The organism is Aureimonas pseudogalii, assembly GCF_014196835.1.
Lineage (GTDB): Bacteria > Pseudomonadota > Alphaproteobacteria > Rhizobiales > Rhizobiaceae > Aureimonas > Aureimonas pseudogalii.
In genome coordinates this window covers 1-19,152 of the sequence record NZ_JACIEK010000024.1, presented here as the reverse complement: position 1 = coordinate 19,152, position 19,152 = coordinate 1, and the positions used below count along the sequence as shown (strand labels likewise).

Here is a 19,152-nt window from a genome sequence, read left to right as displayed (position 1 = left end):
CGCGCTCTGGCTTCCTTCGGTGCATCGTCCGGGCGCGAGTGCCGATCCGGCTCGTCGGGCTTGCCCTAAAACTGGTAGGTGACGTTCAGCTTGAACGACCGGCCGGGCTCGGAATAGTAGAGCGTCGGCTGCGTCCGGCTGTCGGGCACGTTCACGGCGTCGTAGTAGGTCTTGTCGAGAATGTTGAAGATGCCGCCGGCCAGCTTGAAGCCCGGCAGGCGCTCTGGCGCGTACCAGGCTGTGACGTCGAGGACGCCGTATCCGGGGGCGACGAAGCCCTCGTCGACCTTGTCGCGCCGGGCCGCGAGCTTGGCGGTGACCTCGCTGCCCCAGTCCCGCCGCTCGTAGCCGAGGCCGAAGAGCGCGGTCAGCGGCGACGCCGAGTCGAGATAGGTGTCGTCCGTCAGGTTGCGCCCCTGCGCATAGGCGAGCGAGGCCCGCGCCTGCCAGCCTTCGAGGAAGCGGACATGACCGCCGACCTCGACCCCGGCAATCTCGGCGTCGGGAATGTTCCGGTAGCCGGTGATGCCGCCCTGCGGGTACTCGCCGCCGGGCGGGGCGAGCGTCACCGTGTCGATGAAGTCGCGATAGCGCGTGTGGAAGACGTTGAGTTGGCCGCCGAGATCAGCGTTTCCCGCCCGCAGGCCCACGTCGAAGCCGCGGCTCGTCTCGGGATCGAGATCCTCGTTGCCAACGCGCAGATAGGTGCCGACGGCGCCGAAGCGCGAGTAGAGCTCGCCCGCCGTCGGCGCCCGGAAACCCATGCCCCACTGAGCGTAGGCGGTGAGTTCGGGCAGGAGGTCGTATTCCGCGAGGAGCTTGGGCGAGAGGGCGTGGTCGCCGGAGGATGCGGGCAGGCTGCCGTCGAAGGCCGCGCTGCCCTCGTATTCGGGCGTCAACTCCGGCTTCTCCTCGTACCAGTCGAAGCGCAGGCCCGGCGTGATCCGCAGCCGCTCGTCAAGGAGTGCCACCTCGTCCTGCGCGTAGAAGCCGATCGCCCGGCTGTCGACCTTCGGCGTGTCGGCCTGGTTGGTGTGGAGGTTGTTGCAGGCGGTGAAGACGCGCGGGTAGGGCGGGCCGGCGGGGCAGCCGTCCTCGCCCGCGGAATACTGCGTCGAGGTGCCCGAGCGCAGTTCGGTGCCGACCGTGATCCGGTGACGTGTCGCGCCCAGCGCGTAGTCGCCCGAAGCCGAGCCGTTGAACCCGTAGGTTCCTTCCTCGTAGCTGTTGTCGCGGGTGAACGGGCCGATCACCGATGTCGAGCGATAGGCGTCGACGGTCGTGTGCCGCTCCACCTCCTGATAGTAGAGCGTGGCACTGGCCTCGTCGATCCAGCCGGTGCCTCGCTCCGGCGCGTCGAAATCGTAGGTCAGCGCCGCCTTGCGCCGGGCCAGCTCCTCGCCGGTGAAGTACTGGCTGCCCCGGTAGTTGCCGGTGGCCGTCTGCGTCGTGCGACCGTCGATATCCTCGTTGCGATCGTAGATCTCGCCGACGAGACCGAAGCGGTGGCCGCCTTCGACATACTGGTGGAGCTTGGCGAGGAGGTTGCCCTGCTTGGTGTCGGACGGATTCGGCGCCGTGCGCGCGGCCCCCAGGACATCCCGGTCGCCCATCGAGTCGAACTCCTGGCCGCCGCGATAGCCGCCCTGCACGAGCACGAGCGTGTCGCCCGAGCGCATGGCCGCGGCGTTGCTAGTGAACCAGCTGCGATCGACGGAATCGTATCCGTTCTTCGTCAGGCCGCCGATCCGGCGCCCGCCAAGGAGCAGGTCTTCCGGATCGAGCGTGCGCAGCGCCAGGACGCCGCCGAGCGCGCCCGAGCCGGCGAGGGGCGCCGTGCCGCGGGTGAGATCGAGCGCCGAGAGCGTGTCGAAGTCGAATGAGCTTCCGCCACCAGTGGCGCCGCGCGTGGCATCGTTGAGATAGGGAACCCGCACGCCGTCGATCGTGGTGAGAACGCGCGAGCCCTCTAATCCGCGCACGTTGAGGCTATTTGTGCGGCGGTTGAAGGTGACGCCGGCTTCCTCGCTGCGCCCGAGATCGGCGATGCTGTCGACGAGCTTGTCGTCGATGGTGCGGCGCGTCGTCGTCGTGGTGGTGGTCGTCTTAGCGGCAGAGACCGGCGCGGGCGCGCCTTGGACGACCACGGGATCGAGCACCACCGCGTCCGCGTCCGCGTTCTCGGCATCGGGAAGCACCTGCGCCAACGCCGGGATCGGCGCGGCGAACGTGCCCACGACCAGAGCCGACACGGCGACGCCCGCCATCCATCCTTGTATCGACGGTGTCATGTCTTTCAAGCCCCGAACTCGCAGCTAAAAACCGGCGCAAGACGACCCGGCAGACGGCGCTCGACATGCGAGCGGCGGAGCAGATGCAGAATGCGTTATCGTTCGGTATTTCATCGGGAGATGAAGAGTCAACAGTTGAATTTTAGAATTAGTTCGGCTCTTACTGTCAAGGTCACAGTTTATAGACATTCCAGTCGCAATATTAGAAGCGTTCTCATGTGAGGCTTGCTTGACACTTACCGGGCAATGCCGCTAGCGGGAGGTCGATCATCCCTTCGCCGCCATCGCCGCTTGGCCCCCTGCCTCGAGCTTCGCGACGCGGCGCCAGCCTGGATCCTTGCGTCATGCGCCCGTTTTGCCCCGCCGCCCTTCTTACCCTCGCGCTCGTGCTTGCCGGTCTTTCGGCGGGCCGAGCGCAGGCTGACGAGCTACCCCGCCGCATCGTCTCCATTGGCGGTGCGATCACCGAGATCCTCTATGCGCTGGGCGAGGGCGACCGCGTGGCGGCGGTGGATACGACCAGCCTCCATCCTCCCGAGGTCATGGCGACCAAGCCCAATGTCGGCTACATGCGCGCGCTCTCGGCCGAAGGCGTGCTGTCGCTGTCGCCGGACCTCATCCTGATGGACGAGGGCGCCGGTCCGCCAGAGGCGGTGACGCTCATCGATGACGCGGGCGTGCCGGTGCGCCACGTGCCGACCGGCCTCACCGTGCCGAGCCTTCTCGATAAGGTCCGCACCGTCGCCTCCGCGGTCGGGCGCCTAGTGGAGGGCGAGGCGATGGCGACCGCTATGGCCGCCAAGTTCGCGACGCTGGAGACGGCGCTTGCCGAGGTAGAGCGTCGCAGGCGTGTCCTCTTCATCCTGTCGCTGGCGGACGGCCGCCCGAACGCCGCCGGACGCGGCACCGGCGCCGACGCGGTGATCCGCCTCGCCGGCGCGACGAACGTCTTCGACGAGGTCGAGGGCTACAAGATCCTGTCGAGCGAGGCGCTGGCCGCGCTGCAGCCCGACGTGATCCTCATGGTGGATCGCGCCGGCTCGCCGCTCTCCGACCCCTTGAGCGTGCCTGCATTGGCTGCGACGCCGGCGGGACAGGCCGGCGCGGTGATCCGCATGGACGGGCTCTATCTCCTCGGCTTCGGGCCGCGCACGCCCGATGCCGTGCGCGATCTCGCCGCCCGCCTCTATCCCGAACTCGCCGAAGGCGACGGCCCCCTTGTCCGTTGACGTCGCAGGCATGACGGATCGTGCCCCCGTCCGTACGCGGTCCGGCGATCGCAGCGCCGTGGCGCGCGCGGTGCTGCTGGCGCTCGGGGCTGGCCTTCTCGCCGTCGCGGTGGTGGCGGTCGGCGTCGGCCCGGCCCTGCTGTCGCCGGTAAAGGTCGCCGCAATCCTCGCCGCCGGACCGAGGGGCCAAGACACTGCGCTCGCCGAGACGGTGATCGTCTGGCAAATTCGGCTGCCGCGCGTGCTGCTCGGGGCGCTCGTCGGCGCGGCGCTCGGGGCCGTCGGCGCGATGATGCAGGGGCTATTCCGCAATCCGCTCGCCGACCCCGGCCTCGTCGGCGTCTCCTCCGGCGCCGCGCTCGCGGCAGTGGCGACGATCGTTCTCTCGCATGGCGTGCTGGCGCCGCTCGTCACGCTCTTCGGCGTCTACGCCCTGCCGGTCGCGGCCTTCGGCGGAGGGCTGGCGACGACGCTGCTGATCTATCGCATCGGCACGCGTGCCGGACAGTCCTCGGTCGCGATCATGCTGCTGGCGGGCATCGCGCTCGGTGCCTTCGCCAGCGCCGGCATCGGGCTTCTCGTCTACGGCAGCAACGACGCGCAGCTGCGCGACCTCACCTTCTGGAGTCTTGGCGGGCTCGGCGGCGCGACCTGGACCAAGCTCGCTGCCGGCGCGCCGATGATGTTCGCCGCCCTCGCGCTGATGCCGATCGTCGCGCGCGGCCTCAACGGCATCGTGCTCGGCGAGGCGGAAGCCTTCCATCTCGGCATCCGCGTGCAGCGCCTCAAGCGCCTGACGATCCTTCTCGTGGCGCTCGCCACGGGCGCCGCCGTCGCCGTCGCTGGGCCGATCGGCTTCGTCGGCATCGTCGTGCCCCATCTCCTGCGCCTGTCGATCGGCCCCGACCACCGCCATCTCCTGCCGGCCTCCGCGCTCGGCGGCGCCGCGCTGCTGCTCGTCGCCGACATGGCCGCGCGCGCAATCGTGGCGCCGGCAGAGCTGCCGCTCGGCATCCTGACCGCTGCGATCGGTGCCCCCGTCTTCCTCTGGATCCTGATGCGCCGACGCGGCGCGTCGGGTCTTTGAGCGCGCCCGCGATGATCCGCCTCGACGACGCCGTCCTTGCCTATCGCGGCCGTATCGCCCTTCACCCCACGGCGCTCGCCTTCGCGGCGGGCGAGCTCACCGTGATCGCCGGCCCGAACGGGGCCGGCAAGTCGACGCTGCTGAAACTCGCCACCGGCGAGATCGCGCCCTCCTCCGGCCGGGTGTGGCTGGACGGCGCCGACATGGCGCGGCTGTCGCCCGCCGCGATCGCCCGGCGCCGCGCCGTGCTGCCGCAGAGTTCGGCGCTGTCCTTTCCCTTCACCGTGGCCGAGGTCGTGCGGCTCGGGCTCGACGCCGGCGGACGGGGCGGCGACGCTGCCGCGGTGTCGCAAGCGCTGGCGCGCGTCGAACTCTTGGGGTTCGGAGCCAGGGTCTATGGCGAGCTGTCGGGCGGCGAGCAGCAGCGTGTGCATCTCGCCCGCGTTCTCTGCCAGGCCGGCACGCCCATCACCGGCGAGCCGGCCTGCTTCCTGTTCCTCGACGAGCCCATCTCCAGCCTCGACATCCGCCACCAGATCGCGGTGCTGCGGATCGCCCGCGAGTTCGCCCGCGCCGGCGGCGGCGTCGTCGCCGTGCTGCACGATCTCAACCTCGCGGCAGGCTTCGCCGACCGGCTCGTGGTCCTGGCGCAAGGGGCCGTGGTCGCAGACGGGCCGCCGGCCAGCGTCCTCACCGACGCGCTCGTCGCGTCCGTATTCCGGCTCGACCTTCGCGTCGGCGCGCTTCCGCCCGCGCACATTCCCTTCATTCTGCCGCAGACCGCGGCGCTCGCAGAGGATCCCGATGGACACGCCGCTCGCTCCTGAACGCCCGCTCCCCTACTACGCGCGCTCCAACCGGCCGCGCGATCTCGCCGAGGAACTGGGTCTTGCCGAAGCCTCGCTGCTCGCGCGCCACGACGGGTCGGAGGTCGTGCGGCTGCGGCCCGAAAAGGCGGCGCTTCTGGGAGCCCTGCCGGCGCTCGGCGAGGTGCTCAGCCTGATGCGCAACGAGGTGGCCGTCCACGAGACGGTCGGGCAGTTCGGTGGCATCACCATCGAGGGTTCGAGCGCGCTCGTCGTCAACCCGCCGCTCGACATGCGGCTCTTTCTCGGCCAGTGGCGCCATGCCTTCGCGGTGGAGATCCCCGACGAGGCGGGTCCGCGCCGCAGCGTCCAGGTCTTCGATGCCGCGGGCGACGCGATCCTGAAGGTGCATCTGCGCGCGACCTCCGACGTCGCCGCCTTCGAGACCCTTCGCGGCGCCTTGGCTTCCGAAGATGGCGCCCCCCTTGCGGTCTCGCCGCGCCCCTGCGCGCCCGACCCTGGCCGACCAGCCGATCCCGACGCCTTCCGCCGCGATGTAGCCGGGATGGCCGACATCCACGAGTTCTTCGCGATCCTGCGTCGGCATGGCCTTGACCGCCGCTCCGCGCTCGATGCGATGGACGAAGCGCATGTCCGCCCGCTCGAGACGCTCGCCACGACGCGCCTTCTGGAAGCTTCGGCGGCGTCCGGCGTGCCGGTCATGTGCTTCGTCGGAAACCGCGGCGGCATCCAGATCCGCAGCGGGCCGATAACGAGCGCGCTCGCGATGGGTCCTTGGATCAACGCGATGGAGCCGGGATTTACGCTGCACTTTCGCGAAGATCTCGTCGGCGACGCCTTCGTGGTGCGCAAGCCCACGCGCTTCGGCCTTCTCACCTCCATCGAGCTCTATGCCGCCGACCGGACGCTCGCGGCCCAGTTCTTCGGCGTGCGCGAGCCCGGTCGCGGCGAGAACCTCGCCTGGAGGGAGATGACTGGAACGCTTTGATCGGCTCTTCTTTATTCAACGTTCAAAAACCCACAGCACCAGAGCTTGCATCAAGCGGGCTCCGTTGCGAATAGCCAATCAGGCCGCAATGATCCCGTTCTGTTCCAATTTCAGGCGACGAACACCTGGAACAGCCGTCCGATGAAGCGCGCTTCCGATCCGCCGGCCAGGCTGTCCACCATCGAGCGGAACTGCCCCTTCCGGAACATCCGCATCGTCTGGAAGCCCCGAATGGCGTTGTGGGCGGTCTTCTGAGACTGGAAGCCACGCACGGGTCGGATCCGCTGTTTGAGCTTCCCATGATCGGACTCGAGCCGATTGTTCAGGTATTTGATCTGCCGGTGCTGGCAGCTCGCCGCGAGCCGTCCCTCTCGCCGTATTGAAGCGATCGCCTCGTTGCAGGCCGGGTTCTTGTCCGTCGAAATCACCGAAGGCCTGTTATGTGGCGACCGCTTCAAAGCCTTGACGAGGAAGCGTTTGGCCGCCTTTGTCGTCCGTTTTTGCGACAGCTGGAAGTCCAGCGTTTCGCCCCGATCGCCGATCGCGCGGTAGAGGTACATCCACTCACCCCGGACCTTCACGTAGGTCTCATCGACGTACCAGCTTCCGCTGTTACGATCCCGGCACCACTGGACGCGTCGGTCGAGCTCGGGGGCGTAGTGCTGGACCCATCGGTAGATCGTGGTGTGATCGACCGAGAGGCCGCGTTCGGCCATCATCTCCGCGAGGTCGCGGTAGCTCAGCGCATAACGGCAGTACCAGCGCATGCAGAGCAGGATGATATCGGGAGCGAAATGCCGGCCCTTGAACGCCAAACTCATGCCCGAGCCCTCGCTGTCCGCCGTCTTCGAGACACAGGCTCTCACTGCCTTCGGATCTTTGCAACAGAGCCGAGCCGTCCAGGTTCATCCATGACCCGCACCATCAAATTCCGGGACCAAACATTTAGAATAGGACAACGGCCGTAAGGCCGACGCCGGCGATCCAAATCGTTTCGAAGAGGATCAGGAGGAGAGCCCGGGGGCCGACGGTCAGGACTTGGCCGAGCATGGTTTTCATTCCGAGCGCCGCGATCGCTGTGACGAGGGCCCAGCGCGACACGTCGGAAAGGCCGGTCTGGGCAGCAGCGGGCACAAGGCCGAAACTGTTGACGGCGACGAGGGCGACAAAGCCGACAAGGAAGCCGGGAACGGCGACGCGGCCCTCGCTGCGACCGCGCGAGACGATGACGGAGATCAGCAGGACCACCGGCACGAGCATGGCGACGCGAAGGAGCTTCGTCAGCGTGGCCGCGTCGCCGGTCTCGGGCGAGATGCTGAAGCCGGCCCCCACGACCTGCGCCACGTCGTGGATCGTGGCGCCGAGAAAGATGCCCATCCGCGCGTCGCCGAGCGACGTCTGTTGAAGAAGGATCGGGTAGAGCACCATCGCGACGGTGGAGAGCGTCGTGACGACCACGACGGTGAAGATGACGTCGCTCTCCCGAACGCCGTCGCGCCGCGGCAGGACCGATGCGATGGCCAGCGCCGCCGAGGCGCCGCAGATGCCGACGGCCCCGCCCGTCAGCAGGCCGAACAGGCGAGGGAAGCCCAGGAGCCGCGCGAGCAGAAGCCCGACGCCGATCGTCGTCGCCACGCCGGCGATGGCGAGAAAGAGCGGCGCCGGCCCGAGCATCAAGGCGTCCGACACGGTGATGCGCACTCCCAGAAGCGCCACGCCGAACCGCAGGATCGTGCGAGCGGCCATCTCGATTCCGGGCTTGCAGGGCCGCTCGGACGACAGGAAATTGAAGGCGATCCCTAGAAGCAGGGCGAAGAGCATGACCGGGCCGCCGTAGTGCTCGGACAGAAACGTGGCCGCGAGCGCCACCACGACGCTGACGAGGAGCCCTGGAAACAGCACCAGCACCTGTTCGGCACGCCTGCGACGGCCGCCCGGCGGTAGACGATCGACAAGACGCTGCATCATGGGATCCTGGCCTGGCTTCGAAGGGCGCCCGACGGCCCGCCTCCCGGCGGATGTCGCGGCAATCGCGGCCCTGAAGGCCGGGCGGTGTTGGGTGGGAGAGGACCGGCGGCGCCTTGCGCCTTTGCCGGCAAAGGCGGCTTGCGCGGCGCCGCACGCGCGCCCGGCAGTCTCGCGTGGTGGCGCGGGTCCTTCGCGATCGCGCGCAGGAGCGGCCGAAAGGCTCGGTGGCGTCTCCGGGCGCGGGGGCTCGCGCTGCCTTCGGGAGCGGTCGAACCCGCGGGGATCGACACGGTGGCCGGCCCTGGCCGGCGACGTTTCGGGCGTCCCGGGCCTTCGTCCCGTCAGGCGGGACGGGCGTGGCTGAAGCGTCCGAAGACGCCGCGAGAGAAGCACAGCGGTTCGCCCTCGCGATGGGCCGCGCGCAGCACGCAGCCGAGGACGATCGTGTGATCACCGGCATCGTGGAGCGAGGCGCGCGCGCATTCGAAGCGGGCGATCGTTCCGGCGAGGACGGGCACGCCCTCGGCATTCTCCTGCCAGTCGAGCTCGTCGAAGCCCATCCCGCCTCGGGTGAAGCGGCGGGTGAGATCGTCCTGGTCGACGCCCAGCACATGCACCGCGAAATGCGGGGCGGCGGTGAAGACGCCGTGGCGCGACGAGGTCTTGGCGGGCGACCACAGGATCAGCGGCGGATCAAGCGACACGGAGGCGAAACTGTTGACCGTCATGCCGATCGGGCCGGCATCGCCGCGCGCCGTCACCACCGTGACGCCCGTCGTGAAGGCGCCGAGCGCGTTGCGCAAGGGGCGCGTGTTCTGCGCGTCGGGAACGAAGCGATGCTCGCTCGGCTCGTGGATGGCTTGCATCATCGTCATTACGCCACCTCGTGGCCGATCGCGGCCGTGTAGAGTTCGAACCAGGTCTGGCGGTCGATCGACACGCGCAGCGCGTCGGAGATCGCGTTGATGCGCGCGGGAGAGTTGGTGCCGAGCACAGGCAGGATGCCGGCGGGATGGGCGAGGAGCCAGGCGATCGCGACGGCACCGGGATCGACGCCCGCCTCGGCCGCGAGCTCGCCGAGGCGCGTGCGCAGCGGGCCTCGATTCTCCCCGAACAGCCGGCCACCGCCGAGGGGCGACCAGGCCATGGGGCGCAGCCGGCGCTCCATCAGCGCGGCGAGGTCGCCGTTGGCGAAGGCGGCGGTCTCGAGGAGCGAGAGCTCGATCTGGTTGGTGACGAGCGGGGTGGCCATGGCCGACTGCAGCAGCGACAGATCGAAAGGCCGGAAGTTGGAGACGCCGACGGCGCGGACCACCCCGCTCGCGACGAGGTCGTCCAGCGTGCGGCCGGTCTCTTCGGGATCGATCAGCGGGTCGGGCCTGTGGATCAGCAGGAGATCGACATGCTCGACGTTCATGTCGCGCAGCGAAGCCTCCAGTGAGGCCGTGATGTGGGCGCGGCTGGTGTCGTAATGCTTGACGCGCGCCCCCGCATGGCGACCGGCGGGCGCGACGATGCCGCATTTGGTGATGATCTCGATGCGGTCCCGCAAGGCGGGGGCCGCCTTCAGCGCCGCACCGAAGATCGCCTCGCCGGTGTAGCCGCCGTAGATGTCGGCATGGTCCATCGTGGTGATGCCCTGCGCGAGGCAGGCCTCGATCTTCGCCTCGACATGGGCGGGCGAGGTGTCCGTGTCGTCGCCCAGGCGCCAGAGCCCGTAGACGAGACGGCTGACCTCGAGATCGGATCCCAGTCTGACACGTTCCATCAGTGACGCTCCCCAAGGCCCAGCGGCGTGTTCGGTGTGGTGGCGGGCACCCGGCCGCGCGCGTGCGGCAGCGAGCAGGTGCGCATCTGCGGCAGCACCTTCGTGCCGAAGTGGCGGGCCTCGTCGAGATGCGGATAGCCCGACAGGATGAAGGCCCGGATGCCCATGCGGCGATAGTCCTCGAGCGTCGTGAGCACCTGGTCGGTGGAGCCGACCAGCGCCGCGCCGCAGCCCGATCGCGCCCGGCCGATGCCGGTCCAGAGGTTCGGCTCGACATAGCCGAACTGGTCGGCCAGCGCCCGCGCCCGCGCCTGATGCGCGACGCCGAGCGAGATGCTGTCATGGGCGCGGTCGCGGATCAGCTGGCCGTATTCGTCGTCGAGTTCGGAGACGAGATGCTCGGCGTAGTCCCGCGCCTCCTGCTCGGTGTCGCGCACGACCACATGCACGCGCAGGCCGTAGTCCAGCGTCCGGCCGTGCGCCTGCGCCCTCGCATGCACGGCGCGCATCCGCTCGGCGAGCTGGTCGCGGGTTTCCGGCCACATCAGGTAGACGTCGCACTGCGCGCCGCAGAGTTCGAGCGCGTCCGGCGAATAGCCGCCGAAGTAGAGGAGAGGGCCGCCGTTCTGCTGATAGGGGCGGGCCGGCTCGGTGGAGACGTTCCGGAAGTTGTAGACCTCGCCCTCGAAGTCGATCGTGTCGCGCGTCCAGGCCTGGCGCAGGATCTCCACCACCTCGTGGCTCCGGCGATATCGGAACGCACTGTCGGCCACCTCGCCCGGAAAGTCGGAGCTGATGACGTTCAGCGTCAGCCGGCCCTGCAGCATGTGGTCGAGCGTCGCGACCGTTCTGGCGAGCATGATCGGCTGCATCTCGCCGCAGCGGATCGCGGCGAGGAAGTTGATACGCTCGGTCAGCGGCGCGCAGCCGGCGACGAAGCTCAGCGTGTCCTGCCCGACCTGGTAGGAGGACGGACACAGGATGTTGCGGAAGCCCAGCGTCTCGGCGGTTCGCGCGATGTCCGAGCAGTGCTCGAAGCTCGACCGCAGGCTGGCGTCGGGAACGCCGAGATAGGCATAGTCGTCGGAACAGAGCGCCGAGAACCAGGAAACCTCCACCTCGTCGAGGTCGGCCGACGTGATCGGGACGACGGACATGAATTTCCTCCTCGCATCGCAAAACGTGATCTGGAGCTATCACCCGTCTTGGTGTAAATCAATGGTGTATCAATTTGCGTTTGCGAAAGAAGGTCGAGCGATGAGGCAAGTGCGAGGCAGCCTTCCCGTCTATCTGCAACTGACCGAAACGCTGGTGCGCGACATCGCGGCGGGTCGTCTGGTGGAGGGCGAGAAGCTTCCGCCGGAGCGCGACATGGCCGGGCAGATGGGCACGTCTATCGGCACGCTGCGAAAGGCCCTCGCCGAACTTCAGATCCGGGGGCTTCTCGAACGGGTCCAGGGCTCGGGAAACTACGTCCGCGCCGTCCGCGATCCCAAGAGCCTCTATGCGATGTTCCGCCTCGAACTGATCGCGGGCGGCGGACTGCCGACCGCCGAGGTGCTGCAGGTCGACCGCCACGACAAGCCGGACGACATCTCCGCCTACGGCCCCTCCGCCTGGGGCCATCGCATCCGCCGGCTGCGTCGCCTGTCGGGCCGGGCGATGGCGGTCGAGGAAATCTGGCTCGACGGGAGCTACGTCGAAACCATCGGCCGGGGCGAACTGTCCGAGTCGCTCTATCTTTTCTACCGCATGCGTCTCGGCCTCTTCATCGAGAAGGTCGAGGACCAGATCGGCCTGCGAACCGTGCCCGACTGGAAGCCGAGCGCGTTCGAACCCGCCGTCGGCTCGTCGAGCTGTCATATTTTCCGCAAGAGCTGGACGGCGGAGGGCGTTATCGCGGAGGTGTCCCACACCTGGTACGACCACAACGTCGCCCGCTACGTGTCGCGGTTTCGGTGATCGGTCGCCCGGGCGATGCCGCATCGCACAATTGATACACCATTGCTATACATTTTTCCATTGCGCTAAGTATCGGCCGGAGGAACCGGTCCGACAGGTCGATCGGCGACGCGGATGCGGGTCGGCGGACGAATGCGCCGACCCGGATCGAACGATGCGTTTCGAGCGAGAGCCGGGTTCGAGGGGAGGACGAAGCATGGCATCGGTAAGCCTGGAAAAGCTCGACAAGAGCTACGGCGCCGTTCAGATCGTGAAGGGGATCGATCTCGAGATCGCGGATGGCGAGCTCGTGGTTCTGGTCGGCCCCTCCGGCTGCGGCAAGTCCACGACGCTGCGCATGGTCGCGGGTCTGGAAAGCGTGACGGACGGCCGGATTCGCATCGGCGAGCGCGTCGTCAACGCTCTGCCGCCGCGCGAGCGCGACATCGCCATGGTGTTTCAGGACTACGCCCTCTACCCGCACAAGACGGTGCGCGAAAACATGGGGTTCAGCCTGAAGGTTCGCGGCATCCGCCCGGAAGAGGCTCAGACGCGCATCGCCGACGCGGCCAAGATACTGGGAATCGCGCATCTCCTCGACCGGCGTCCGGGGCAGTTGTCGGGCGGGCAGCGCCAGCGCGTCGCCATGGGGCGCGCGATCGTGCGCCGTCCGCAGGTCTTCCTGTTCGACGAGCCCCTGTCCAACCTCGACGCCAAGCTGCGCGGCGAGGTGCGCACCGAGATCAAGCGCCTGCATCAGACCATCGGCACGACGATCATCTACGTCACGCATGATCAGGTCGAGGCGATGACGCTCGCGGACCGGATCGTGATCCTGCGCGGCGGCGACATCGAGCAGGTCGGCACGCCGGACGAGGTCTACAACCGTCCCTCAAGCGTCTTCGTCGGCGGCTTCATCGGTTCGCCCGCCATGAACTTCGCGAGGGCGCGGGTGGAAGCGGGCCGTCTCGTCTTCCGCGACGGCAACGCGCTGCCGCTGGTTTCGGGTCACTTGGCGGGCGAGGGCCGCGAGGTGATCGTCGGCATCCGGCCCGAGCATTTCCAGCCGGCGGCGGACACGGCCGCGACGCTGTCGGTCGCCGCCCAGGTGATCGAGCCGCTCGGTTCGGACACGCTGGTGCATTTCGGCCTCGGCGAGGTGATGCTGACCGCCCGGATGCCGCCGACCGTCCGGCTGGAGCCGGGACAGGCGTTCCAGATCGGGGTCGATCCGGCGAAAATCCATCTCTTCGATGCGGCGAGCGAAAAGGCCATTCTCTGAGCCGTCCGCGAGCCTGCGCCTGAACCAGTTCAACGGGAGGAACACCATCATGCGAATGCACACCCTCATCTGCGCGGCGCTCGGCGCCTGCGTGATGGCCGCAACGCCGGCTCTCGCCGAGACGAAGCTGAAGATCTTCGTCTCCAGCCAGCACCAGCCCGATGTCTGGCGCAAGATGCTCGACGCCTACGAGGCGCAGAACCCCGACGTGACGGTGACGATCGAGACCGGCGGCAACACGTCCGATGCGCAGGCCCAGTACCTGAACACGGTGATGTCGGCCAAGGACCCCAATCTCGACGTCCTGATGCTCGACGTCATCCGTCCGGCGCAGTACGCGGCCGCCGGCTGGACGATGCACTTCCCCGACAAGGACATGTCGGCCTATCTGCCGACCTACGCCGAAGCGAACACGGTGAACGGCGAGACCGTAGCCCTGCCGGCCTTCGCCGACGCCATGTTCCTGTATTACCGCAAGGATCTTCTCGACAAATACGGCATCACCCTGCCCAAGACCTGGGAGGAGCTGGCCGCCGCCGCCAAGACGGTTTCGGACGGCGAGGGAGCCGCCGCCGCCGACCTTCAGGGCCTGAGCTTCCAGGGCAAGGCGATCGAAGGCGCCGTCTGCACCTTCCTCCTCCCCTACTGGAGCCAGGGCAAGCAGCTCGTCTCGGACGGCAAGCTCGACTTCGACAAGGAGGCCGCCACGCGCTCGCTGGCGCTCTGGAAGAGCTTCGTGGACGAGGGCATCGCCAAGAAGAACATCTCCGAGGTCGCCACCGACGACACGCGCAAGGAGTTCCAGGCCGGCAAGGTCCTCTTCGCCGTCAACTGGTCCTATGCGTGGAAGCACTTCCAGGGCCCCGACTCGGCGGTGGCCGGCAAGGTCGGCGTCGCACGCCTGCCGGCCCTCGGCGGGGGCGAGCAGTCGACTTGCCTCGGCGGCTGGGAGTTCGGCGTCTCCGCCTATTCCGAGCACCCGGAGGAGGCCAAGCGGCTCGCCGAATATCTGAGCGGGCCGGACGTCTCGAAATACATGGCCGTCAACGGCTCGCTGCTGCCGACCTATGCCGGCCTCTACACCGACGCGGACGTGACCGCGGCGGCGCCCTGGCTCGCCGACGCCCTGCCCGTCGTCGAGACGGCCCGAGCCCGGCCCGTGACCCCGCGCTACAACGAGGTCAGCGAAATCATCCGCACCACGGTGAATTCCGTTCTCGCCGGGGTCAAGTCGCCTGAGGACGGCGCCGCGGAGATGGAAAGCCGGCTGCGGCGCGTCCTGCGCTGAACCCGACGCACCATTCCATGAGACTGTCCGGTCGGCGGGCCCGTCCCGCCGACCTCGTGAACACGGCATGCGAAGGATCGGGAAACCGAACCGGCGACGTTGAGGATGGGCAATCGTGACCCTAGTGGCGGCGGATACCATGAAACAGACCGACGAGGAGCCCGCGAGCTGGGTGCGCTGGCTCGATCCCAGCGACAGGACCCTGGCTGTCCTCCTTCTGGCGCCGGCCGCGCTGCTCCTATCGCTGATCATCATCTACCCGGTCGGGCGGCTGATCTGGATGAGCTTCCAGAACCTGTCGCTCACCTCTGGTCTGCCGGCGAGCTTCGTCGGTCTGGAGAACTACGTCCTTATGCTGGAGGACCCGGTCTTCCATGATGCCGCCTGGAACACGATCCTGATCGTGGCGATCACGGTGCCCGGCGCGCTGGGAATGGGAATGGGCATGGCGCTTCTGGCCAATCTTCCCTTCCGCCATCGCTGGCCGGTGCGCCTCTCGCTGCTGATCCCCTGGGCGCTCCCTCTATCCTTCGCGGGCCTCATCTTCGCGTGGTTCTTCCACTACGAATACGGCATCGTGAACGACGTTCTGAACCGCCTCGGCTTTGAGGGCATCATCTGGTTCAACTCGCCGAATTGGGCGTTCGCGGCCATCTGCCTGACGATCGTCTGGAAGACCTCGTCCTTCATGGCGCTGATCATCCTCGCCGGCCTCCAGACCATCCCACGCTCGCTCTACGAGGCGGCGGACGTCGACGGCGCCGGGCGCATCCGCCAGTTCGTCGAGATCACCTTGCCGCTCCTGAAGCCGGCGATCGTGATCGCGCTGATCTTCCGCACCATCACGGCGCTGCAGACCTTCGACATCCCCTACATGATGACGGGCGGCGGCCCCGGCACCTCGACCATCACGCTCGCCATGTACATCCATCAGAACACCGTGTCCTTCCTCGATCTCGGCTACGGCTCGGCCCTCGCCGTCGTGATGTTCGCCTTCTCCATGTGCATCACCTTCGTCTACCTGCGCCTCCTGCGCAGAAAGGGCTGACCCCATGAGCGCCGTCGCCGAAACCTCGCCCTTCGCCCTGTTCTCGGGCAAGCCGCTCCGCCTCATCGCGGCGGGTGTCCTCATCATCAACGGGATGTTCCCGGCACTCTGGATTCTCTTCACCTCGCTGAAGACCGAAGCCGAGCTGACCGTCCAGCCCATCACCTGGCTCCCGCACGCGCCGACGCTCGCCAACTACGCGCTCGCCTTCTCCGACCAGCCGCTGCTGCTCTTCCTGTTCAACAGCTTCATGGTGGCGCTGCTGTCGACGCTGCTGACGTTGCTCGTCTCGGTGCTGGCGGCCTATGCGTTGGCCCGGCTGAACCTCGCCTATCGCGGCCTCATCCTGTCCTTGATCATCGCGGTCTCGACCTTTCCCCTGGTCACGCTTCTGGTGCCGCTGTTCGAGATCATGCGCGTGCTCGGCCTTCTCAACACGTGGATCGCGCTGATCCTACCCTACACCGTGCTGTCGCTTCCGGTCTGCACGCTGATCCTCGTCTCCTTCTTCGAGGGCATCCCACTCGATCTCGAGAACGCAGCTATGATCGATGGCTGCACCCGGCTCGGCGCCCTCTTCACGGTCGTGGTTCCGATCTGCGCGCCGGGCGTCTTCACCGCCGGCATCCTCGCCTTCGTCAACGCCTGGGACGAGTTCCTTCTGGCGCTGTCGTTCAATTCCAACCCGGCGCTGCGCACGCTTCCCGTGGGCATCCAGCTCTACCAGGGGGAGTTCGCCTTTCCCTGGCCGGTCATCTCGGCGGCGCTCGTGGTCGGCATCGTGCCGGTGGCCGTGCTGATCGTGATCTTCCAGGAGCGCGTTGTCTCCGGCCTCACCGCCGGCTCGATCAAGGGCTGACGCGCCGCGCTCGCCACCATTCCGTGAGACACCGATGACCGACACGTCCCCGCCCCGCCCCGCCGGCCTCGCGCTCCGAGCCGAGGCCGACGGCTTCGACCTGACGCTGGACGGCCGTCTCGTCCTGCGTCACCGCGCGGACGATCCCTGCCTGTTCGCCGGGCGCGGCGAAGAGCGCATGGAGATGTATCGCGGCAATTTCGACATCGAGGACTACGTCGTCGAGCGCAGTCCCCTGCGGCATGCGGCGATCGAAGCCGGGCGGATCGCCTTTTCCTCCCGTCCGGGCGAGCCCGCCCGTCTGCGTCTCCACATCGAGGGAAACGCGCTGCGCTTCGAGGCGCCGGACGCTTCGATCAATCGCCTCTGGCTGCGCGTTTGGGCCGAAGCGGACGAGCATGTCTGGGGCGGCGGCGAGCAGATGTCCTATTTCGACATGCGCGGGCGCCGCTTCCCGCTCTGGACCTCCGAGCCCGGCGTCGGGCGCGACAAGACGAGCGAGATCACCTTCAGAGCCGACGTGGCGGGACGCGCCGGCGGCGACTACCACAACACCAACTATCCCCAGCCGACCTTCCTGTCCTCGCGCCGCTACGCGCTGCATGTCGAGACGAGCGCCTATTGCGCCTTCGACTTCCGCGCCTCCGACTTTCACGAGATCGAGGTCTGGGCGATTCCGGAACGCCTCGAGTTCTTCGCAGCGCCCGATTTCCTCGAGCTCGTCGAGGCTCTGTCGAACCGCTTCGGGCGCCAGCCGCCCCTCCCCGACTGGGTCATGGAGGGGGCGATCGTCGGGTTGAAGGACGGCGAGGCCTCCTTCGCGCGGCTAGAGACCATGCGCGAGGCAGGCGTGCGCGTTTCCGGCCTCTGGTGTGAGGACTGGGTGGGACTGCGCCACACCTCCTTCGGCGCGCGGCTCTTCTGGGACTGGCGGGCCGACGAGGGTCGGTACCCGAACCTTCGCGCGCGCATCGCGGCCCTGCGCGAAGAGGGCATCCGCTTCCTCGGCTACGTCAATCCCTATCTGTGCAACGACGGCACGCAGTTTCCCGAAGCGGAGGCGGCAGGCTATCTCGCGACGGACGGGATGGGGCGCACGGCGCTCGTGGATTTCGGCGAGTTCGACTGCGGCGTCGTCGATTTCACGAATCCTGAGGCCGCTGCTTGGTTCGCCGAGACGGTGATCGGGCGCAACATGCTCGACTACGGACTTTCCGGATGGATGGCCGATTTCGGCGAGTACTTGCCGATCGACGTACATCTGGCCAACGGCGTCGACGCCAAGCTCCTGCACAACCGTTGGCCGGTTCTCTGGGCGGAGGTGAACGCGCGCGCGGTGTCGAGCCGAAGCCTTTCGGGCGACGCGCTGTTCTTCATGCGCGCTGGCTACACTGGGGTGCAGTCCCATTGCCCGCTCCTGTGGGGCGGCGACCAGAGCGTCGACTTCTCGCGCCACGACGGGCTCGTCACCGTCATATGCGCGGCCCTCTCGTCGGGGCTTCTCGGCAACGCCTACCATCACTCTGACATCGGCGGCTACACCAGTCTTTTCGGCAACGTGCGCACGGCCGAACTCGTGATGCGCTGGGCCGAGATGGCCGCCTTCACGCCGGTCATGCGGACCCACGAGGGCAACCGACCGCGCCAGAACCTGCAGATCGACCAAGATCCGCAGGTGCTCGCCCACTTCGCGCGGATGACACGCATCTACGCCCGGCTTGCACCCTATCTGCGCGACCTCTCGCAGGAGGCGGTGCAGCGCGGCTTGCCGGTGCAGCGCCCCCTGTTCCTGCATTTTCCCGACGACGCCAGAACCTATGCCATCCAGGACAGCTACCTCTACGGCCCGGACCTTCTCGTCGCGCCAGTCTGGCGAGCTGGCGAAACGCAGCGTCGCCTCTACCTGCCGCAGGAAGCCGACTGGGTGCATCTATGGACCGGCGACGTTCACGCCGGCGGCCGCGAGGTGACGGTCGAGTCGCCGCTCGGAGCGCCACCTGTCTTCTTCCGGAAGGACACGCAGTACCAAAATCTCTTCCTAAGCGTTATAAAGATATAAGCGGATATCGTTCTTTAAATATACCCGTTTTCATCTTAATTTGTTTTATTAATAATTAGTTTCCGGACCGATCGATACGAGGGCGACTATCTGATGCAGGCTCTGTGGAGCGCACCCCGTTTTGACCGGACAGGCAGCATAGCCGATAAGGCATAGGCATCCGCCTATGAGTACGACTATGTTGAAAGCTCGAGACGGCCCGATCTCACGGGTCGAAGTGATCACCTCCGTACAGCGCCGGCGACGATGGTCGACTGCCGAGAAGGTTCGCCTCGTTGAGGAGGCGATGCAGCCGGGAATGAGCGTGTCCTGCGTGGCGCGTCAGTTGGGCGTCTCGCCGTCGCAGCTCTTTGTGTGGAAGCGCCGGATGCTGGAGGGCGGACATGCCGCCGTCCAGGCCGACGAGGACGTCGTCGGCACGCCGAGGGTCCGCGATCTGGAGAAGCGGGTCCGCGACCTCGAGCGTCTGCTCGGCCGCAAGACAATGGAGAACGAGATCCTCAAAGAGGCGCTCGAC

General features: G+C 67.5%; 17 protein-coding genes. 11 read left to right on the top strand and 6 right to left on the bottom strand.

The annotated features are described in order from the left end of the window. Positions 1 to 65: 65 nt before the first annotated feature. Positions 66 to 2,291, bottom strand: coding sequence for a TonB-dependent hemoglobin/transferrin/lactoferrin family receptor (locus GGR04_RS22110; RefSeq protein ID WP_210291929.1), 2,226 nt, complete (start codon positions 2,289 to 2,291; stop codon positions 66 to 68). A 344-nt stretch (positions 2,292 to 2,635) separates the two neighbouring features. Here GGR04_RS22110 and GGR04_RS22105 point away from each other — a divergent pair, with 344 nt between their 5' ends. The 4 genes from GGR04_RS22105 to GGR04_RS22090 are packed head-to-tail and all read left to right on the top strand — an operon-like array spanning position 2,636 to position 6,422. Continuing rightward, on the top strand, positions 2,636 to 3,520 hold the full coding sequence (locus GGR04_RS22105) for a heme/hemin ABC transporter substrate-binding protein (RefSeq protein WP_183202551.1): 885 nt from the start codon (positions 2,636 to 2,638) through the stop codon (positions 3,518 to 3,520). A gap of 10 nt (positions 3,521 to 3,530) precedes the next feature. Further along, positions 3,531 to 4,607, top strand: a complete 1,077-nt coding sequence (locus GGR04_RS22100; RefSeq protein ID WP_183202549.1) for a FecCD family ABC transporter permease — start codon at positions 3,531 to 3,533, stop codon at positions 4,605 to 4,607. Between the two features lie 11 nt (positions 4,608 to 4,618). Further along, positions 4,619 to 5,434, top strand: coding sequence for a heme ABC transporter ATP-binding protein (locus GGR04_RS22095; RefSeq protein ID WP_183202547.1), 816 nt, complete (start codon positions 4,619 to 4,621; stop codon positions 5,432 to 5,434). Beyond that, positions 5,412 to 6,422, top strand: coding sequence for a hemin-degrading factor (locus tag GGR04_RS22090; protein WP_183202545.1), 1,011 nt, complete (start codon positions 5,412 to 5,414; stop codon positions 6,420 to 6,422). The genes GGR04_RS22095 and GGR04_RS22090 overlap by 23 nt, the downstream gene beginning before the upstream one ends. A gap of 110 nt (positions 6,423 to 6,532) precedes the next feature. On the opposite strand, the gene GGR04_RS22085 is transcribed toward GGR04_RS22090, so the two are convergent. The 5 genes from GGR04_RS22085 to GGR04_RS22065 all read right to left on the bottom strand — a co-directional run bounded on the left by GGR04_RS22085 (position 6,533) and on the right by GGR04_RS22065 (position 11,315). Next, positions 6,533 to 7,243: an IS6 family transposase gene (locus GGR04_RS22085; protein ID WP_183202543.1), complete on the bottom strand. Its 711-nt coding sequence runs from the start codon at positions 7,241 to 7,243 to the stop codon at positions 6,533 to 6,535. A gap of 124 nt (positions 7,244 to 7,367) precedes the next feature. Then, positions 7,368 to 8,387, bottom strand: a complete 1,020-nt coding sequence (locus tag GGR04_RS22080) for a YeiH family protein (RefSeq protein ID WP_210291932.1) — start codon at positions 8,385 to 8,387, stop codon at positions 7,368 to 7,370. Between the two features lie 344 nt (positions 8,388 to 8,731). Further along, complete coding sequence (gene smoA / locus GGR04_RS22075; protein ID WP_183202540.1) at positions 8,732 to 9,265, bottom strand: NADH-dependent FMN reductase SmoA; 534 nt, start codon at positions 9,263 to 9,265, stop codon at positions 8,732 to 8,734. Beyond that, positions 9,265 to 10,158 (bottom strand): aldo/keto reductase, encoded by an 894-nt coding sequence (locus GGR04_RS22070; protein WP_183202538.1) that lies wholly within the window; start codon positions 10,156 to 10,158, stop codon positions 9,265 to 9,267. The genes smoA and GGR04_RS22070 overlap by 1 nt, the downstream gene beginning before the upstream one ends. Then, on the bottom strand, positions 10,158 to 11,315 hold the full coding sequence (locus GGR04_RS22065) for an LLM class flavin-dependent oxidoreductase (RefSeq protein WP_183202536.1): 1,158 nt from the start codon (positions 11,313 to 11,315) through the stop codon (positions 10,158 to 10,160). Before GGR04_RS22065 ends, GGR04_RS22070 begins: the two co-directional genes overlap by 1 nt. Positions 11,316 to 11,415: 100 nt before the next feature. Here GGR04_RS22065 and GGR04_RS22060 point away from each other — a divergent pair, with 100 nt between their 5' ends. The 7 genes from GGR04_RS22060 to GGR04_RS22030 all read left to right on the top strand — a co-directional run. After that, positions 11,416 to 12,120 carry a GntR family transcriptional regulator gene (locus GGR04_RS22060; RefSeq protein ID WP_183202535.1) on the top strand — a complete coding sequence of 235 codons (705 nt, stop codon included), beginning with the start codon at positions 11,416 to 11,418 and terminating at the stop codon, positions 12,118 to 12,120. A gap of 196 nt (positions 12,121 to 12,316) precedes the next feature. After that, positions 12,317 to 13,381: an ABC transporter ATP-binding protein gene (locus tag GGR04_RS22055; RefSeq protein WP_183202534.1), complete on the top strand. Its 1,065-nt coding sequence runs from the start codon at positions 12,317 to 12,319 to the stop codon at positions 13,379 to 13,381. 55 nt (positions 13,382 to 13,436) lie between these two features. After that, positions 13,437 to 14,669 carry an ABC transporter substrate-binding protein gene (locus GGR04_RS22050; RefSeq protein ID WP_376769887.1) on the top strand — a complete coding sequence of 411 codons (1,233 nt, stop codon included), beginning with the start codon at positions 13,437 to 13,439 and terminating at the stop codon, positions 14,667 to 14,669. Positions 14,670 to 14,808: 139 nt separating this feature from the next. Beyond that, complete coding sequence (locus GGR04_RS22045; RefSeq protein WP_183202532.1) at positions 14,809 to 15,717, top strand: carbohydrate ABC transporter permease; 909 nt, start codon at positions 14,809 to 14,811, stop codon at positions 15,715 to 15,717. 4 nt (positions 15,718 to 15,721) lie between these two features. Beyond that, positions 15,722 to 16,576, top strand: a complete 855-nt coding sequence (locus GGR04_RS22040; protein WP_183202531.1) for a carbohydrate ABC transporter permease — start codon at positions 15,722 to 15,724, stop codon at positions 16,574 to 16,576. 34 nt (positions 16,577 to 16,610) lie between these two features. Beyond that, positions 16,611 to 18,635, top strand: coding sequence for an alpha-glucosidase (locus GGR04_RS22035; RefSeq protein WP_183202530.1), 2,025 nt, complete (start codon positions 16,611 to 16,613; stop codon positions 18,633 to 18,635). Between the two features lie 178 nt (positions 18,636 to 18,813). Beyond that, on the top strand, positions 18,814 to 19,152 hold a 339-nt coding region (locus GGR04_RS22030), incomplete at its 3' end, for a transposase (protein ID WP_246393549.1).

Coding starts and splice junctions, on each gene's coding strand:
- GGR04_RS22110 (WP_210291929.1), bottom strand. CDS start 2,291: ATGACACCGTCGATACAAGGATGGATGGCGGGCGTCGCCGTGTCGGCT.
- GGR04_RS22105 (WP_183202551.1), top strand. CDS start 2,636: ATGCGCCCGTTTTGCCCCGCCGCCCTTCTTACCCTCGCGCTCGTGCTT.
- GGR04_RS22100 (WP_183202549.1), top strand. CDS start 3,531: ATGACGGATCGTGCCCCCGTCCGTACGCGGTCCGGCGATCGCAGCGCC.
- GGR04_RS22095 (WP_183202547.1), top strand. CDS start 4,619: ATGATCCGCCTCGACGACGCCGTCCTTGCCTATCGCGGCCGTATCGCC.
- GGR04_RS22090 (WP_183202545.1), top strand. CDS start 5,412: ATGGACACGCCGCTCGCTCCTGAACGCCCGCTCCCCTACTACGCGCGC.
- GGR04_RS22085 (WP_183202543.1), bottom strand. CDS start 7,243: ATGAGTTTGGCGTTCAAGGGCCGGCATTTCGCTCCCGATATCATCCTG.
- GGR04_RS22080 (WP_210291932.1), bottom strand. CDS start 8,387: ATGCAGCGTCTTGTCGATCGTCTACCGCCGGGCGGCCGTCGCAGGCGT.
- smoA (WP_183202540.1), bottom strand. CDS start 9,265: ATGACGATGATGCAAGCCATCCACGAGCCGAGCGAGCATCGCTTCGTT.
- GGR04_RS22070 (WP_183202538.1), bottom strand. CDS start 10,158: ATGGAACGTGTCAGACTGGGATCCGATCTCGAGGTCAGCCGTCTCGTC.
- GGR04_RS22065 (WP_183202536.1), bottom strand. CDS start 11,315: ATGTCCGTCGTCCCGATCACGTCGGCCGACCTCGACGAGGTGGAGGTT.
- GGR04_RS22060 (WP_183202535.1), top strand. CDS start 11,416: ATGAGGCAAGTGCGAGGCAGCCTTCCCGTCTATCTGCAACTGACCGAA.
- GGR04_RS22055 (WP_183202534.1), top strand. CDS start 12,317: ATGGCATCGGTAAGCCTGGAAAAGCTCGACAAGAGCTACGGCGCCGTT.
- GGR04_RS22050 (WP_376769887.1), top strand. CDS start 13,437: ATGCACACCCTCATCTGCGCGGCGCTCGGCGCCTGCGTGATGGCCGCA.
- GGR04_RS22045 (WP_183202532.1), top strand. CDS start 14,809: ATGAAACAGACCGACGAGGAGCCCGCGAGCTGGGTGCGCTGGCTCGAT.
- GGR04_RS22040 (WP_183202531.1), top strand. CDS start 15,722: ATGAGCGCCGTCGCCGAAACCTCGCCCTTCGCCCTGTTCTCGGGCAAG.
- GGR04_RS22035 (WP_183202530.1), top strand. CDS start 16,611: ATGACCGACACGTCCCCGCCCCGCCCCGCCGGCCTCGCGCTCCGAGCC.